This is a genomic window from Cobetia sp. LC6, from assembly GCF_030264805.1.
Lineage (GTDB): Bacteria > Pseudomonadota > Gammaproteobacteria > Pseudomonadales > Halomonadaceae > Cobetia.
Genome location: NZ_JASSPL010000005.1, coordinates 136,535 through 151,749 on the forward strand (window position 1 = coordinate 136,535; position 15,215 = coordinate 151,749).

Here is a 15,215-nt window from a genome sequence, read left to right on the forward strand (position 1 = left end):
TTCAACAGGGTGAGAAACGACAACGCCCGCACTCCTTCATCAGGAGTGCGGGCGTTGTCATTCAGAAGCCGATTCGACCGACCTCTCTATTACCGACTCAATTGTCGACGGGCCAGACCTTGAAGATACGATACGGCGCCTGGCCGCTGTCCTTGCCGTCATTGAAGGGCGGCGTGCTGTCCAGCTGATTGACGGTGACATAGAGCCAGCCGTCGGGCGCCATGCGCACGCCATCCGGCCAGTCGAGGCGCTCATCGCGCACCAGCGGCGTCAGTTTGCCATCGGCGCCCAGCACATCCAGCCCATGCTGATTGAGGTTGGTGAAGTAGTGAGTGCCGCCGGAGGTGTCTGCGCCATCGGAAACGGGCTTGTCGCCGACGCGGGTGATGGCAGCGGCAATGGTGGCGTGATCGGCACCTTCGCGCAGCAGTCTGGCCGGTACGCTGTACCAGCTGTGGCCGGTCATGGCGCCGAAGAAGATTGTCTCGCCATCACCGGACAGCGTGATCGGGTCGACGCCAACCTTGGCAGGCTTGCCATTGAACTGGACGTCCTTGCCATCGATCTTGAGCGTGGCATCGGGTTCTGCCTCAAGCGCCGGGTGCTCGCTGAAGCGGGTGGCCTCGCCACTCCCCAGGTCGACGGTGATCAAGCCCGGATTGGCGATGTCTGCCAGATAGGCCACGCCACGGCTGCGGTCCACCGCCAGGTCCTGCACGAAGCTACCCTCTGGGGCGATATTCTCAGGCAAAGTCAGCTTGGTGATCAGCTTGCCCGAGGCAATATCGAAGCCCCATAGGCGGGTCTTGCCCAGATGCAGCCCCATGTCGGTGATCCAAAGCCCGCCCTGGCCATCCTGGTAGATGCCCAGCGGGGAATCGATGGTCGCATCGTTGTAGCGGCCGGCATGCGTCTGCAAGGCGGGGGAGGGCCAGGCGCGGTAGCTGTTCTGACCGGTGATCTCGACCAGCTGCACATCGTGATCCCCATCCATCGGGTGGATGGTGGCGAAGACCTGCCCATCGGGCGTCACCGCCACATTGCCGGGGCGAATCTGCATGACGGCGACAGAGCGCATCTCACCGTAGGCAGGCCCGGCCTTGAGCGCTGTGGTGGTGGCCGGCAGCTTCGTATGGCCGTTGGCGCAGCCCGTGAGCAAACTACTGACCAGGGCGATGGCACCCAGAAACCGAGGGGAGCGTTTGACGCCAATGACTGCTGTGTACATCGATGCTTCCTTGTTGCTGTGAAGATAGCGCGCGGCATGCCACGAAACCTCCAGGCATGTCCGGCTTGGGAGCGAATGTGCCCTAGGCCTGGGCGGGGGCGAGGTTGTCATGTCCCCGCGATGGTCCACCTTGTGCATGCCAGCGACTCTGCACAAGTTCATACAATAAAACAATGTAAATCAATCGGTTGCGTAATGCATCCTGAGTTGATGGAGGGATGATCTCGCCATCGGCTGGCTGGGCCTGACGGAAGAGGCCAGACAGTAGGGGGCTGCAGTGCGGTTTTATTTTGGATCGATTGATCTAAAAGTTGTTGACACTGACCGGCTGGCTCAATATCTTATGGATCAATTGATCCACAACATATGTCATTCATCGCCATGCGTCTGTCGGTTTCTGGTGTGCAGCTGGTAGTCGACAAGATGATCGAGCACGCTCGTCCCATGTTTTTGGTCACTGACAAGTGAGCGAGCGGCAGGCCACATGATGGGTTGATGGATCGCCACAGACCTATTTATCAGGAGTCAGACTCATGACAATCAACGTCGTCAATCTTAACGAAAAGGAATTTCAGTCTCTCAGCGATAAAGGCGTGACCTTTGCCGTGCGGCTCTGGGCTGAATGGTGCGCACCGTGTCGCATGATGTCACCGATATATCGTCAGGTAGCCGAGGCCATCGCGAATGATGACCTGGTAATGGCAGAGCTCAACATCGATGAGCATCCGGCCATTGCGGAAAGACTCGGGGTGCGTAGCATTCCGACCGTCGTCATCTTCAAGGATGGCAAGGAGGTCAATCGCTCTGTTGGCATGCTACCGACTCCTGAGCTTCAGAAGCTGATTACACGCTACGCATAGGGCAAGGACTCATCATGAGTACACATCGAAAATTGATAATACTCGGGTCCGGACCGGCGGGTTACACAGCAGCCATCTATGCAGCCCGTGCGAACCTTTCCCCCATGTTGATAACGGGAATGGAAGTGGGTGGTCAGCTGACATCGACGACCGACGTCGAGAATTGGCCCGGTTATCCCAAGGGGGTGCTGGGTCCTGAGTTGATGTTACAGCTCAAGGAGCATGCGGAAAGTTTTGATACCGAGATCGCTTACGATCATATCACCGAAGTGGACCTGGAAAGTCGCCCTTTCATTCTGAAGGGAGAAGATACCTATACCGCAGATGCGCTTATCATTTCGACCGGAGCATCCGCGATATATCTTGGACTCGAAAGTGAGCAGGTCTATATGGGGAAGGGGGTATCAGCCTGCGCTACCTGTGATGGATTCTTTTACAGAAACAAGGAGGTTGCGGTCGTAGGAGGGGGCAATACTGCCGTGGAAGAAGCATTGTTCCTGTCCAATATCGTTTCTCATGTGACCCTGGTGCATCGTCGTGATCAGCTGAGTGCAGAGAAAGTGCTGCAGAAGCGTCTCTTTGACAAGGTTGAACAAGGCAAGGTCACGATTCGATGGGACAGGCAGGTAGAGGAAGTACTGGGCGATGACACCGGTGTCACGGCTATCTCCCTGGCTTCCACGCTGACGGGGGAGGTGGAGGAGGTACCTGTGGCAGGCGTTTTCATCGCCATTGGTCATGATCCCAACACATCGATCTTCAAGGGCGCATTGGCCATGACGGACGGGTATATCAATGTCTATTCCGGTATTGGAGGAGGCCAGACCTTGACCAGCAAATCAGGCGTCTTCGCGGCAGGAGATGTCAGTGATAACCACTATCGTCAGGCTATCACGTCTGCCGGTACGGGGTGCATGGCAGCACTGGATGCAGAGAAGTATCTTGCAGATCTCGAGGGTTAGTCTGATATTCTCGTGATATAGTACCCGCCGCCGATAATGAAACATGCCTGAGGATGTTGCACATCCAACGACGGAATGACTATCCTCAGGAATCATGACGGTGGTATGTCATGGCGAGTGTTATCATATGTAATACTTGCTTTCACCTTGCAGGTTGCTATCGAGATTATGCTATGGCTAGAACAGGTCGCCCACGTCAGTTTGATCGCGAAGATGCTGTCAGAAAGGCCATGGAGCTATTCTGGAAAAATGGCTTTGAGGGCACTTCACTGGCCGAGCTGAGAAAGGAACTGGGAAATTTGTCTTCCGCGAGTTTCTATTCGGCATTTGAATCGAAGCAGGCGCTTTATCGCGAATGTCTGGAGATGTATACCCGGACCTGTGAACAAGTGTTTGTAGAGCTCGAGAATGAAAAGGTATCTGCCAGAGATGCCATCAAGAACATGTTGATCAAATATGTCACCATGCAGACGTCCTCAAGCCAGCCCTCGGGCTGCATGATCGTGCTGTCAGGATTGAACTGTGGTGATGACAACAAGGACGTCGAATACATGGCACTCTCGGTGCGCAATGATATTCGTGCTTCCCTGATGGCGTGCATCGCGCGCGGGCAGGAAAGGGGGGAGTGGCGTTATGAAAAACCATTGGATCAATTTGTTCTGATGCTGGATACCTTCGTCAATGGAATTGCCATCCAGGCGAGAGATGGTGTGCCTGGTGACAAGCTCAAGGAAGCCTGTGAGCTCTTCATGGAAATCTGGTAGTTCGCCTGCACACCACTCCGTGATCAGTTGTAGCAATGAAAAAACGCCCTCATGGAGGGCGTTTTTTCATTGCAGCGTCAGTGCCTTGCGGCCAGAACCTGTTTCGATCAGGCGTGACGCGAGATCATGGCGTCGAAGTTTTCCTTCGGCTGGACGCCGGTCAGGGCTTCGAGCTTCTCGCCGGACTTGAACAGCGCGATGGTCGGCAGGCCGCGGACGCCATTCTGAGCTGCGAGGTCCGGTGCATCATCGACATTGATGGCAACGACCTTGAGGGCATCGCCCTGTTCCTCGGCAATTGATTCGACGATCGGGTCGAGCATCTTGCACGGTCCGCACCACGGTGCCCAGAACTTGACCAGCACCGGCTGCTCGCTCTCGATGACTTCCTGGGTGTAGTTGCTATCGACGACTTGAGCGAAATCCGCCATTTGTCTCTCCTGTGCATCACGAGGGATGCGTGATTCAAAAGGGCACTTCGTGTGCTTGATGGGCACACACTAACGCTGCTCGACTTTTGTTCGCAAGCGCATTCGCTTTTGAGGACAGGCAACATATGCGTGCCGTTTGCGCAACAGTGTTGATGGTGTGGCCGCCGACCCGATGGTACATCGAGCCAGGCGATGTTCTGATCGCGCTTCATTCGGCTTTCAATCACCCTTCACTCGCTTTCCATCGCTGCCATCTATTCACGCGCCGGTTGTCTTCCAACTGTCATGCATATGTCACTTTATATATGCAAAAACACATATATGATTTTCCGTATATCGATGGGCTTCAGTCGGCTGGCTGGCTACCTGCCTTGCCAAGCTTCAGGTGCCAGTGAGAGAGGATCGGGAGAGGATGTCGGGACCAGGATGGCTCAGGCATGCGCAAGGACATCACCATGAAACCGTCAACCCATGACACCATTGATGGAGTGGGAGGCATGGCGGCTTGCCTGTCACCGTTGCAGGTCTTCAAGTGCCTTGCCGAGGACACTCGCCTCACCATCGTGCAGCTGTTGGCCCGGATGGAAGAGTTGTGTGTCTGTGAGCTTATCTGGCTGCTGGAGCAGCGCGCCATGCCCATCTCCCAACCCAAGGTCTCGCGGCATCTCGCGCATCTGAGAGATGCTGGCCTGCTGACCAGTCAGCGGCGTGGCCAGTGGGTGCACTACCGCCTTGCGCCTGATCTGCCGGCCTGGCGCCATCAGGTTCTCGGCACTCTCTGTCAGGCCAACGCCAGCGAGGTGTCGCGCTGGATGGCGTGGCTGGAGGCGATGCCCAACCGCCCTGTGCGCTGCTGTTGAGCGCACAGGGCGTAGAACGTTAGCCGAATCTTTTCGAACACTCTCAAGGAAATGCCCATGTGTCCTGCTCATAGTGCTCCGTCCTATTCCGCGTCCATCAGCGTGCCGGAGGGCATGCCAGCCCTGCGCGTCGGCATCAACGGCTTTGGGCGCATCGGTCGTCTCGCGCTGCGCGCGCTGTGGAAGCTGCGCGAGGATATCGCGCTGGACGTGGTGCGTATCAATGACCCGGGCGGCGATGCCGCAACCCTCGCCCATCTGTTGGAATTCGATTCCGTGCATGGCCAGTGGTCCCCGGGAGACGGTATCACCAGTGACGCCGATTCCATCATCCTTGATGGCCAGCGCACGGCGTTCTCAAGCCAGCGTGAGATCGGTGACACCGACTGGTCGGGCTGTGACGTAGTGATCGAGGCCTCCGGCAAGAAGAAGAGCACCGAAGTGCTGAACGCCTATCTCGAGCAGGGCGTCGCGCGGGTCGTGGTCTCCGCGCCGGTCAAGGAAGAGGGCGTGCTCAACATCGTCATGGGCGTCAACGATCATCTCTATGATGCCGAGGCCCATCGCATCGTGACGGCGGCCAGCTGCACCACCAACTGCCTGGCGCCGGTGATCAAGGTGATCCAAGAGCAGTTCGGCATTCGTCATGGCTCCATGACGACCGTGCACGACATCACCAATACCCAGACGATTCTGGATGCGCCGCACAAGGACCTGCGCCGCGCGCGGGCCTGCGGCATGAGCCTGATTCCGACGACCACGGGCTCCGCCAAGGCGATCAGCGCCATCTTCCCGGAGCTGGAAGGCCGCTTGAATGGCCACGCCATTCGCGTGCCACTGGCCAATGCCTCCCTGACCGACATGGTGTTCGAGCTCAACCGCGAAGTGACGGTGGAAGAGGTCAATCAGGCGCTGCAGAGCGCGGCGGAAGGCGAGCTGGCTGGCGTGCTGGGCTACGAGACACGCCCGCTGGTATCGATCGATTTCCGTACCGATTCTCGCTCCAGCATCATCGATGCGCCCTCGACCATGGTGGTCGCGGGTACCCAGCTCAAGCTGTACGCCTGGTATGACAACGAGTGGGGCTATGCCAACCGCACCGCAGAGCTGGCACTGAAAGTGGGCCTGGGCGATCTGGTCGACGCCAGCACACAGGAGCGCTGACATGCTTGCCCGCCTGCGAGAGCTGCCCCATGAGGTGCGCCAGTACCTGCTGGTGACGGGGAATTACTGGGCCTTCACGCTGACGGATGGCGCACTGCGCATGCTGGTGGTGCTGCATTTCCATTCGCTGGGCTATTCGGCGCTGGATATCGCGCTGCTGTTCCTGTTCTACGAGGTTTTCGGTGTCGTCACCAACCTGGTCGGCGGCTGGCTGGGGGCAAGGCTCGGCCTCAATCGCACCATGAATGCCGGGCTTGCGATGCAGCTGGTGGCGCTCGGCATGCTATTGGTGCCGGAGCCCATGCTGACGGTGGTCTGGGTGATGATTGCCCAGGCGCTGTCAGGCATCGCCAAGGACCTCAACAAGATGAGCGCCAAGAGTGCCATCAAGGTGCTGGTGCCGAAGGGGCAGCAGGCAGCGGAATCGCAGAGCGCGCTATACCGGTGGGTCGCGCTGCTGACCGGCTCCAAGAATGCGCTCAAGGGTCTGGGCTTCTTCCTCGGTGGCGCGGCGCTCAGCCTCATCGGCTTCCAGGGCACGGTACTTGCCATGTGGCTCATGCTGGCCGTGGTACTGGTGCTGTCACTGCGCAAGCTCTCGGCATCGCTCGGGCAAAGCAAGGCCAGCCGCAAGCCGGCGTTTCGTGAGATGTTCTCGACCTCGCGGGCGGTCAATGTGCTGTCGGCAGCACGCATGTGCCTGTTCGCTGCACGCGATGTCTGGTTCGTGGTCGCCTTGCCGGTCTATCTGGCCGAGGTACATGGCTGGAACTTCTGGACGGTCGGTATCCTGATGGCCGCGTGGGTGATCGGTTATGGCGGGGTGCAGACCCAGGCCCCGCACATTACCGGGCCGATCGCGCGACGCTTGAGCGGTGATGCGGGCGTGCGCTGGATGACCGTGCTGCTGGCCGGCGTGCTGGCGCTGTTGCCCGCGCTGATGGCGAGCATGTCGCTGGACGCCGAGCTGGGTGGCGACAGCAGTGCGGCCATCCTGTCGGGGCTGGCACCCCTCGAGGGGTTCATCATCGGCCTGCTGGTGTTCGGCGTCATCTTCGCCGTCAATTCCAGCTGGCACAGCTACCTGATCGTGCGCTTCGCGCGCAGTGAAGGCGTATCGATGGATGTCGGCTTCTATTACATGGCCAACGCCATGGGGCGCCTGCTGGGCACGTTGCTGTCCGGATGGCTCTATCAGGCCTATGGTTTGGAAGCCTGCCTGTGGTGGTCGGCGGCACTGGTGGCGGCGAGCGCCGTGATGGCCATCGCGTTGCCCTCGGACACGCAGCATGCCTCCACTCAGGAAACGTCGGCCAACTGAAGCCTTCGCCGGGCACCTGACGCCTAAGCCCTTATGCAGGAAGCCCTTATGCAGGAAGCCCGTCCCATCATTGGGGCGGGCTTCCTGTCATCTGGCAGCGACAGTCTGATGGGGGATGCAAGGGGCGCGAGGATCAGGACATTGCGCATCGCCTGATGTCACCGTAGCGTCAGCAAGTGAAAATTCTTTCATATAGCTCGTGCTAAGCCCCTCGCTGGATTTCTGGTCGTTATCCTTTCCTTTCCGCACCAAGAGAGACGTCATGTCACATCCGGATGAAACTGCCCAGCGTGAGCGTGAGCGTGAGCGCGACCACGAGACGCCTGATGCCCCGCTTGCAAGCGACAAGGCGCGGCGCAGTGAAGTGCTGCGCACCTTCCTCACCTTGGGGCTGACCAGCTTCGGCGGCCCGATTGCTCACCTGGGATACTTCCACGATGAGCTGGTACGCAGGCGAGGCTGGTTGAGTGACAAGGCCTACGCCGAGCTGGTCGCGCTCTGTCAGTTTCTGCCGGGACCGGCCAGTAGCCAGGTCGGTTTCGCGCTGGGCATGGTGCGTGGCGGTGGCGTGATGGGCGGGATACTGGCGTGGATCGGCTTCACCTTGCCGTCTGTACTGGCGTTGCTGGTATTGGTGCTGGTGGCGGGCAGCCTCGAAGGGCCGCTGGCCTCCGGGGTGATCCACGGCTTGAAACTGGTGGCGGTGGCCGTCGTCGCCCAGGCGGTCTGGGGCATGGCGCGCAAGCTGTGCCCGGACTTGCGGCGTACCTGTCTGGCACTATTGGCCATGCTGGGCCTGGCGCTGGCACAGAGCGTCTGGGCGCAGGTCGGGGTGATCGCGATGGGCGCAGTGCTCGGCAGCCTGCTGTGTCGTGATGACAAGGCGGCCCCCGTGCGCCAGCAAGCCCAGGCAGCGGGGCTGTCACTGCCGGTCTCGACGCGTTTGGCGCGTTACTGTCTGGTCGCGTTCTTCGTGTTGTTGATCGGCCTGCCGCTGGTGGCCTCCGGCAGTCTGGTCGATATCTTCTACCGTGCCGGGGCGCTGGTGTTCGGGGGCGGGCATGTGGTGCTGCCGCTGCTGGAGGCCTCCACCGTCGAGACGGGCCATATCGCGGCTGATACCTTCCTCACCGGCTATGGCGCCGCCCAGGCGGTGCCGGGGCCGCTGTTCACCTTTGCCGTCTGGCTGGGGGCTGGCATGGCGCAGTTGGGCGGAGATTCACCACTGCTCGGTGCCGTCATTGCGCTGTTGAGCATCTTCTTGCCGGGGATTCTGCTGCTGATCGGTGTGGCGCCACTGTGGGGGCGTCTGCGCTCCCGCGCGGGGGCGCGCGCTGCGCTCGCCGGCGCCAATGCGGCTGTGGTGGGCGTGCTGGGCATGGCGCTCTATGACCCGCTGTGGACCACCAGCGTGCTGAGCCGTATGGACCTGGTGATCGCGCTGGCCGCCTTCATCGCTCTGACGCGTTTCTCGCTGGCACCCTGGAAGCTGGTGCTGGGGATGGTGATCCTCGGCGCGTTTCGTGGCGTGATCTAAGTCTCGGCGTCGTATCTCATAAAAGAACGCCCCCGTCTGCTGTTGGCAGGCGGGGGCGTTCCTGTTCTGCAGAGCAGTTCATGCCAAGTGGTTTCAGGCAGAGCAACTCAGGCCGAGCGGCTAATGTCCAGCAACTTCAGGCCGAGCATCTCGCGGTTGATGTCATACCAGCGACAGCAGCGCGGTGACCAGCAGCTCGTTGTCGTAGTAGGGTGCGCTCTGCTCGCTGATCAGCTTGGTGTCGATCACGGTGATGCCCATGCGCTCGAGCGCCTCGATGCAGGGGCCGCCGGGGTAGTCGCCGCGTTGGCTGTCGAGGAGCACGATGTTGAGCAGGTTCTCGGTGGGGCAGTCTTCCATACGGCCGGTGAGGTCGGCACACAGGGTGTCGAGCAACATGCTGACAAGCTCGTCCATGCGCTTGCCGGTCTGCTCCGGGTCCGGGCAGCAGTTGGGGATATAGACCTTGGGGCAGGGGTTGGCCAGCACCGCACGCCCGACGCCCTTGGGCAACAGATTGGCGAGCACGCTGGAATAGAAGCTGCCGGGGGGGAAGCAGATCAGTTCGGCCGACTCGATCAACTGACGATTGTTGGCGTGCAGCTCCGGCACCACGGGCACGTGGTGGTCGCTCTCTGCCGCTGCCAGACGCATGCGCGCGATGGGCGAATCGAGGGGGGCGACTTCCTTGCCGGTGATGCGGTGCTGACCGATGATCTCGCGACCATCTTCCAGCGTCACCGCCAGATGACAATCGACATTGACCACGGCGCGTACCGTGCCGCGCACGTGAACCAGCTTGGAGAACAGGAAGATGATCTGATCCAGTTGCTGGTGATGGTTCAGATAGCCGCCGGCAATGATCAGGTTGCCGATGCTGGCGCCGCGCAGATCGAAGCCTTCCGGCATGGCCTCGATGAGAAAGCCCAGCTGATGGCAGATCAGGGTGCGCATCGGTTCCGCGACCGCCATGGTCAACGGATGCCGCCCAGCCGCCAACTCGCGCAGCGTAGCGTGCAGCATCTCCGGGCGAGCTTCACGCGGCAGGCGGTGAGTAAACAGGCGATAGATATCGGGATGGCCCAGAACGCTGTCATCGGCCAGCGCCATCAGGCGTGAACGCAGATCGCCGATGGCGGGCATCGAGAAGGCCTCGCGCAGTTTGGCCGAGCTGCCCCCGGAGTCGAACGGCGTCACCAGATGGATGCTGTGGTGGGTATAGCGGGTCAGGGTGCGCGAGACCCCGGTCAGCGCGGTGCCGCCACTGAAGAACAGCACGCGCGGGCCGACTTCGGGGGCTTTCAGATAGCGCCTGACGCGCATGGGATCGGGTACACGTGCGGTCCGACTGACCCTGACCTTGGCCATTGCATGGCTTCCTTTATGCTTGCATTTTTGGCATAGAGTGCCTTTTTTTACGCCCAGCGTCGCCTATTATGCACTTTCTCTCAATTTCAGCGCAGTGGCTCTCGATTCCCTTCCAGTCTCTCAATTCCAGCGCAGGGGCTCCCGATCCCAGCCCAGCGTCTCTTGTTGCCAATTCGGCCTCCCCCATTGCCAACCCGGTTTCCTTCATTGCCAACATAGTGTCTGCCAGGCGCGCTGTCGCGCCAGGTTGGCAAGGGTCGGGTCCGGATGGACGGCGAAGGGGTGATCGACGAATTCCAGCAAGGCCAGATCATTGCGTGAATCCGAATAGCCCCAGCTGGGCACTCCGGCCCTGTGGCTGGCGTGTTGCTGCTGCCATGCCTTGAGTGCTGCAAGCTTGCCCTCGCGGAAGGTGCGAATGCCACAGGCCCGCCCGTTGTAGCAGCCTTGCTCGGTCTCGAGGGCCGTGGCCAGGGCCGCGTCCAGCGCCAGGCGCTCGGCGAGGGGGGCGACCAGATGCGCCGTCGAGGCCGAGATGATCACGACCTGATGGTTCTGCGCGCGGTGCCAGTGAATTCGCTCCAGTCCCTCACGATACAGGCGCGGCATCAGTTCGGCATCCAGAAAGCGTGCCACCTCGGCATCGACCTCACTGACGGCGCGACCCGCCAGCGGGGCCAGCAGGTGGGTCAGGTGCGTCTCCATGTCCAGCTCACCGGCCGCGTAGTCCAGCATCTGTTGTGCCCAGATTGCGCGATATTCCTTGCCATTGGCGATCCAGCCCTGCGCGATCAACCAGTCTGTCCAGAGCCCCGTGGCATCGCCTTCGAGCAAGGTGTCATCGAGATCGAAGATGGCAAGCCCCGTGATGTCATCCATGGGACACCTCCGACGTGGCGACGGTCTCGTTCCCGCCCAGCGCCTGAACCTCATCCAGATCGGCATGCAGCATCACGCGCAGATGACACGGCAGTAGCTGCCGAGCACTGCGATTGAGGACATCGACATTCAGGCGTAGTCCCTGACAGTCCACCTCGTAACGCACGATATTGCCGAGCAGCTGGTGGCGGCGAATCACGCCCGGGCAGCCGGGGCCGGCATTGTCCGGCAAGGGTTGGATCGGGAAGTTGGCGCATTCATCCTGCTGCCCCTGGGGGCTGGTGTCCGGTTGCAGATACAGCGCTTCCGGACGCAGGGCCACGCGCGGACTGTCGCTTTCGTAGCCGAGCAGCGGGCGCGCCAGCTCGCGACCGATCAGGTTGTAATGCCCCATGAAGCCTGCTGCCGTGGCATCCACCGGGCGGGTATACAGTGCCTCGGCATTGCCCTGTTGCAGGATGCGCCCCTGGTGCATCAGGAAGATGCGATCCGACAGCAGCAGCGCCTCTTCCTGATCGTGGGTCACGAACAGGGTGGTCAGGCCGAGGCTCTTCTGGATATCGCGGATCTGGTCACGCAGATGGCGTCGGATACGTGCATCGAGTGCCGACAGCGGCTCGTCCAGCAACAGGATCTGCGGCTCGACTACCAACGCACGCGCCAGTGCTACACGCTGACGCTGGCCGCCGGACAGTTGATGCGGGAAGCGCTGCGCCTGATCGGTCAGTTCCACCAATCTGAGCACCTCGGTGACACGCCGCTCGCGCTCTTCCGGGCGTACCTTCTTCATGCGCAGCCCGAAGGCCACGTTGTCCGCCACGCGCATGTTGGGGAACAGCGCATAGTGCTGGAAGACCATGCCGATGCCGCGACGCTGCGGCGGCAGCGACGTGATGTCGTGACCATCGACGATGATCTGGCCGGCATCGACCTCATTGAGCCCGGCGATGGCGCGCAGCAGGGTCGACTTGCCGCAGCCGGAGGGGCCGAGCAGGGTGATGAATTCCCCGCGCGCGATCTCGGCCTCTATCTCGGCGAATACCTGGGTCTTGCCGAAGCTCTTGGCCAGGCCATTGAGCTTGAGGTAGTGCTGGTCGGCGGCGCGTTCGCGCAGGGCGCCGGTCAGAAGGCCGCCGGCGCTCTGGCTGTCGAAAGTGGTGGCGGTATCGATGGCAAGCATCAGCGGTCCCCTCGGGGTGCGGAGTCTGACGACTGGTAAGTGGTGTGGCGCGGCTCGGGGTCGGCGCTCGGTACCGGGCCGGGCAAGCCGTCGGTCATGGTGGTGGCCAGTGCCTCGCCGGGATCATCCGCGGGCATTTCCTGTTCGGCGGGCTGACGATTGCCGAGCCAGGTCAGGATCAGAGTGAACACGAAAAGGGTGATGACCAAGGCGCTGGTGAAGTGGCCGCTGGCGCCGCGGATATTGTTCAGATAGACCTGCAGGGTCTCGAAGCGTGTGCCGACCAGCATGTTGGCGAACACGAATTCGCCGGCCAGGAACGAGAAGGCCAGGAAGACGGCAATCTGGATGCCGACGCGGATATTGGGCAGCACGACCAGGAAGAACGCCTTGAGCGGACTTGCCCCCAGCAGTTGAGCGGCCTCCATCAGGGACGCTACATCCAGTGCGCGCAGGCTGTTGGCCAGGGCGCGATACATGAAGGGCAGCACGATGGTGAAATAGGTGGGGATCAGGATCCACGGCGTGCCGACGATGGCCAGCGGGCCGCCTGCGTAGAGCTGCAGCAGGCCGACCGATGACACGATGGGCGGCACGGCGAAGGGCAGCAGGATCAGGCCATTCATCACGCTGTCCAGGCGCGGATAGCGTGTGTGGGCGAGAAACACCACCGGCACGATCAGCAGCAACGACAGTGCCAGCGCACCGACGGCGACCAGCAGCGAGCGCCCGAACGCCGCCAGAAAACGCGGCGTGGTCCAAAGCTCCAGAAACCATTTCACGGTCAGGGCGTCGGGGGTCAGGCTGGCGCCCCAGCGTGTCGCCAGGGCGTAGAACAGAGTGGCTATCAGTGGCAGTGCCAGCAGGGTGAAAACGCTGCCGACCACCACGCTGTAGGGGTTGAGCCCACGCAGACGGGCCATCAGGCTGGGCAGCAGGGGCTTGCCGTGGCGATAGGGCAGTTCAGCGGGAAGTGACATGGTAGCTCCTGCGCATGAGCCATTGCTGAATCAGCGTGACGATGACGAGAATGACGACCAGCACCAAGGCCAGCGCGCTGGCCAGTTCCGGCTGCAGGAACAGGTCCCCGGAGACCAGATTGGCGATGCGGATGGTCATCAGGTTGTAGCTGGTGTTCACCAGCGCATAGACGGTGGCGTAGGCGCCCATGGCACTGGCGAAGAGTACGGTGAGTGTGCCCGCCAATGACGGCCACAGTACCGGCAGGCCGATGTGCTGCCAGTAGGCGAGGCGATTGGCGCCCAGCAGGCTGGCGGCTTCACGCCATTCCGTCTTCAGGGTGCTGAAGGCGGGATACAGCAATAGGATGCCCAATGGAATCTGGAACCAGGTGTAGATGACGATCAGGCCGGTACGCGAGTAGAGATTGAAGTCCTCGAGCAGGCCGAAACGCTCCAGCATCAGGGTCAGCATGCCGTTGGCGCCCATCAGGATGATGAAGGCGAAGGCCAGCGGGACACCGGCGAAGTTGCTGGTCATGTTGGTGAAGGCGATCATCATGCGCGTCAGACGCGGACCACAGCGGTGCATGCTGTGACAGGTCACGGCGGCGATCGCCAGCCCCAGCACGCTGGACATGAAGGAGATCTCGAGGCTGCGCCAGATGGCCTGTCGGAAGAAGGCCGAGGAGGCGATCTCGTGAAAGTTGGCCAGCCCCCAGCCGGTGGGAGTCTTGAAGGCACTGACCATCACCCACACCAGCGGCGCGATCTGGAAGGCGCCGAAGATCAGTGCAAACGGTAGCAACCACATGACGGGGCTGGCCAAGCGGCGCTTGAAGGCGGCAGACATCACTGGAAGCCTCGCGTGGCAGCATGGCTCACCAGCAGCGACGGATTGCTCGCCTTGCTGTGCTCAAGTCCCAGCAATGTGGCCAGGGTGCCGCAGAGCTCGCGCTGCTTGAGATTCGTCGCGGCGCCGTTGGCGAAGGCGTTGCCGAAGGTCCACAGCGGCACGCGACGCTCCTCTTCCAGCAGGCCGGAGTGTGAGCGGTCGGCATTCATGCCGTGATCGGCGGTGACCATTACCTGATAGCCGGCTTCCAGCCATGCCGGCAGATAGTCGGCCAGGGCGACGTCGGCATGCCGCGCGGCGTTGCGGTACTGCGGCGTGTCGCCGCCATGACGATGGCCGGCATCGTCGATGTTCATGCTATGCACCAGCAGGAAGTCCGGATCGTGACGCAGGCGCAGCATTTCGGCGTCACTGAACAGATGGTCATCCGGATAATGGTCCTGCCAATAGAAGATGCCCGCCTGGATGGCGGATTCCGGGTTGTCGAGCCAGCGATGGCGGGCCGCTACGAAGGGGGCCGCAACATAGAGTTCACTGACCCAGTGATAGGCGGCGGCAGCCGTGCGCTTGCCCTGCTGGCTGGCAAGGTCGAACAGACTGATGCCGCGTGAGCGACGCACGATACCGTTGTTGACGATACCCGAGTCGACAGGCAGGTCGCCGGTCAGCAGGCATTCATAGAGCGGGCGCGACATGGCCGGCAGCTCGCAGTCCAGTGATTGATACTGGCCACGGCCGGCCTCGACCAGGGCGCTCAGATAGCCCATGGCATGACGGCCCACGGCGTGGTTGAGACCGTCGAGCACGACAAGAATGACACGCTGAGACATGGTGACTCCGTAAAGC

The 15,215-nt window shown here is 61.3% G+C and carries 15 protein-coding genes; 7 read left to right on the plus strand and 8 right to left on the minus strand.

The window, feature by feature from the left end:
- Positions 1–97 precede the first annotated feature (97 nt).
- On the minus strand, positions 98–1,228 hold the full coding sequence (locus QQF40_RS08180; RefSeq protein ID WP_285461018.1) for an L-dopachrome tautomerase-related protein: 1,131 nt from the start codon (positions 1,226–1,228) through the stop codon (positions 98–100).
- A gap of 533 nt (positions 1,229–1,761) precedes the next feature.
- Between QQF40_RS08180 and QQF40_RS08185 the strand changes: the two genes are divergently transcribed.
- From QQF40_RS08185 to QQF40_RS08195, 3 genes are all read left to right on the plus strand, one after another.
- Positions 1,762–2,088, plus strand: a complete 327-nt coding sequence (locus QQF40_RS08185; protein ID WP_285461019.1) for a thioredoxin family protein — start codon at positions 1,762–1,764, stop codon at positions 2,086–2,088.
- 11 nt (positions 2,089–2,099) lie between these two features.
- On the plus strand, positions 2,100–3,050 hold the full coding sequence (gene trxB, locus QQF40_RS08190; protein ID WP_285461104.1) for a thioredoxin-disulfide reductase: 951 nt from the start codon (positions 2,100–2,102) through the stop codon (positions 3,048–3,050).
- Positions 3,051–3,223: 173 nt separating this feature from the next.
- Entirely contained in the window at positions 3,224–3,814 is a 591-nt protein-coding gene (locus QQF40_RS08195) for a TetR/AcrR family transcriptional regulator (RefSeq protein ID WP_285461020.1), read from the plus strand.
- Positions 3,815–3,921: 107 nt separating this feature from the next.
- On the opposite strand, the gene trxA is transcribed toward QQF40_RS08195, so the two are convergent.
- Complete coding sequence (gene trxA, locus QQF40_RS08200; protein ID WP_054557199.1) at positions 3,922–4,245, minus strand: thioredoxin; 324 nt, start codon at positions 4,243–4,245, stop codon at positions 3,922–3,924.
- Between the two features lie 455 nt (positions 4,246–4,700).
- On the opposite strand from trxA, the gene QQF40_RS08205 reads away from it, so the two are divergent.
- From QQF40_RS08205 to chrA, 4 genes are all read left to right on the plus strand, one after another.
- On the plus strand, positions 4,701–5,105 hold the full coding sequence (locus tag QQF40_RS08205; protein ID WP_285461021.1) for a metalloregulator ArsR/SmtB family transcription factor: 405 nt from the start codon (positions 4,701–4,703) through the stop codon (positions 5,103–5,105).
- Positions 5,106–5,219: 114 nt separating this feature from the next.
- Complete coding sequence (locus tag QQF40_RS08210) at positions 5,220–6,269, plus strand: ArsJ-associated glyceraldehyde-3-phosphate dehydrogenase (protein WP_285461105.1); 1,050 nt, start codon at positions 5,220–5,222, stop codon at positions 6,267–6,269.
- Between the two features lies 1 nt (position 6,270).
- Entirely contained in the window at positions 6,271–7,590 is a 1,320-nt protein-coding gene (gene arsJ, locus QQF40_RS08215) for an organoarsenical effux MFS transporter ArsJ (protein ID WP_285461022.1), read from the plus strand.
- 262 nt (positions 7,591–7,852) lie between these two features.
- Complete coding sequence (gene chrA / locus QQF40_RS08220; protein ID WP_285461023.1) at positions 7,853–9,127, plus strand: chromate efflux transporter; 1,275 nt, start codon at positions 7,853–7,855, stop codon at positions 9,125–9,127.
- Between the two features lie 162 nt (positions 9,128–9,289).
- Here the strand turns inward: chrA and QQF40_RS08225 are convergent, their stop codons facing one another.
- The 6 genes from QQF40_RS08225 to QQF40_RS08250 all read right to left on the minus strand — a co-directional run bounded on the left by QQF40_RS08225 (position 9,290) and on the right by QQF40_RS08250 (position 15,199).
- Positions 9,290–10,495 (minus strand): GAK system CofD-like protein, encoded by a 1,206-nt coding sequence (locus QQF40_RS08225; RefSeq protein WP_285461024.1) that lies wholly within the window; start codon positions 10,493–10,495, stop codon positions 9,290–9,292.
- Positions 10,496–10,699: 204 nt separating this feature from the next.
- Entirely contained in the window at positions 10,700–11,374 is a 675-nt protein-coding gene (locus QQF40_RS08230) for an HAD family hydrolase (RefSeq protein ID WP_285461025.1), read from the minus strand.
- Positions 11,367–12,554: an ABC transporter ATP-binding protein gene (locus QQF40_RS08235; protein ID WP_285461026.1), complete on the minus strand. Its 1,188-nt coding sequence runs from the start codon at positions 12,552–12,554 to the stop codon at positions 11,367–11,369. Before QQF40_RS08235 ends, QQF40_RS08230 begins: the two co-directional genes overlap by 8 nt.
- Positions 12,554–13,534, minus strand: coding sequence for an ABC transporter permease (locus tag QQF40_RS08240; protein ID WP_285461027.1), 981 nt, complete (start codon positions 13,532–13,534; stop codon positions 12,554–12,556). Before QQF40_RS08240 ends, QQF40_RS08235 begins: the two co-directional genes overlap by 1 nt.
- Positions 13,518–14,366: an ABC transporter permease gene (locus tag QQF40_RS08245; RefSeq protein ID WP_285461028.1), complete on the minus strand. Its 849-nt coding sequence runs from the start codon at positions 14,364–14,366 to the stop codon at positions 13,518–13,520. Before QQF40_RS08245 ends, QQF40_RS08240 begins: the two co-directional genes overlap by 17 nt.
- A complete protein-coding gene (locus QQF40_RS08250; RefSeq protein WP_285461029.1) occupies positions 14,366–15,199 on the minus strand; it encodes an alkaline phosphatase family protein in 834 nt (277 codons plus the stop codon). Before QQF40_RS08250 ends, QQF40_RS08245 begins: the two co-directional genes overlap by 1 nt.
- Positions 15,200–15,215: the final 16 nt, after the last annotated feature.

What these genes read in the sequence shown, in the direction of transcription:
- QQF40_RS08250 (WP_285461029.1), bottom strand. Translation starts at nt 15,199, where the DNA reads ATGTCTCAGCGTGTCATTCTTGTCGTGCTCGACGGTCTCAACCACGCC.
- QQF40_RS08225 (WP_285461024.1), bottom strand. Translation starts at nt 10,495, where the DNA reads ATGGCCAAGGTCAGGGTCAGTCGGACCGCACGTGTACCCGATCCCATG.
- trxA (WP_054557199.1), bottom strand. Translation starts at nt 4,245, where the DNA reads ATGGCGGATTTCGCTCAAGTCGTCGATAGCAACTACACCCAGGAAGTC.
- QQF40_RS08180 (WP_285461018.1), bottom strand. Translation starts at nt 1,228, where the DNA reads ATGTACACAGCAGTCATTGGCGTCAAACGCTCCCCTCGGTTTCTGGGT.
- QQF40_RS08240 (WP_285461027.1), bottom strand. Translation starts at nt 13,534, where the DNA reads ATGTCACTTCCCGCTGAACTGCCCTATCGCCACGGCAAGCCCCTGCTG.
- QQF40_RS08235 (WP_285461026.1), bottom strand. Translation starts at nt 12,554, where the DNA reads ATGCTTGCCATCGATACCGCCACCACTTTCGACAGCCAGAGCGCCGGC.
- QQF40_RS08195 (WP_285461020.1), top strand. Translation starts at nt 3,224, where the DNA reads ATGGCTAGAACAGGTCGCCCACGTCAGTTTGATCGCGAAGATGCTGTC.
- QQF40_RS08245 (WP_285461028.1), bottom strand. Translation starts at nt 14,366, where the DNA reads ATGTCTGCCGCCTTCAAGCGCCGCTTGGCCAGCCCCGTCATGTGGTTG.
- QQF40_RS08230 (WP_285461025.1), bottom strand. Translation starts at nt 11,374, where the DNA reads ATGGATGACATCACGGGGCTTGCCATCTTCGATCTCGATGACACCTTG.
- QQF40_RS08205 (WP_285461021.1), top strand. Translation starts at nt 4,701, where the DNA reads ATGAAACCGTCAACCCATGACACCATTGATGGAGTGGGAGGCATGGCG.
- QQF40_RS08185 (WP_285461019.1), top strand. Translation starts at nt 1,762, where the DNA reads ATGACAATCAACGTCGTCAATCTTAACGAAAAGGAATTTCAGTCTCTC.
- chrA (WP_285461023.1), top strand. Translation starts at nt 7,853, where the DNA reads ATGTCACATCCGGATGAAACTGCCCAGCGTGAGCGTGAGCGTGAGCGC.
- arsJ (WP_285461022.1), top strand. Translation starts at nt 6,271, where the DNA reads ATGCTTGCCCGCCTGCGAGAGCTGCCCCATGAGGTGCGCCAGTACCTG.
- QQF40_RS08210 (WP_285461105.1), top strand. Translation starts at nt 5,220, where the DNA reads ATGCCAGCCCTGCGCGTCGGCATCAACGGCTTTGGGCGCATCGGTCGT.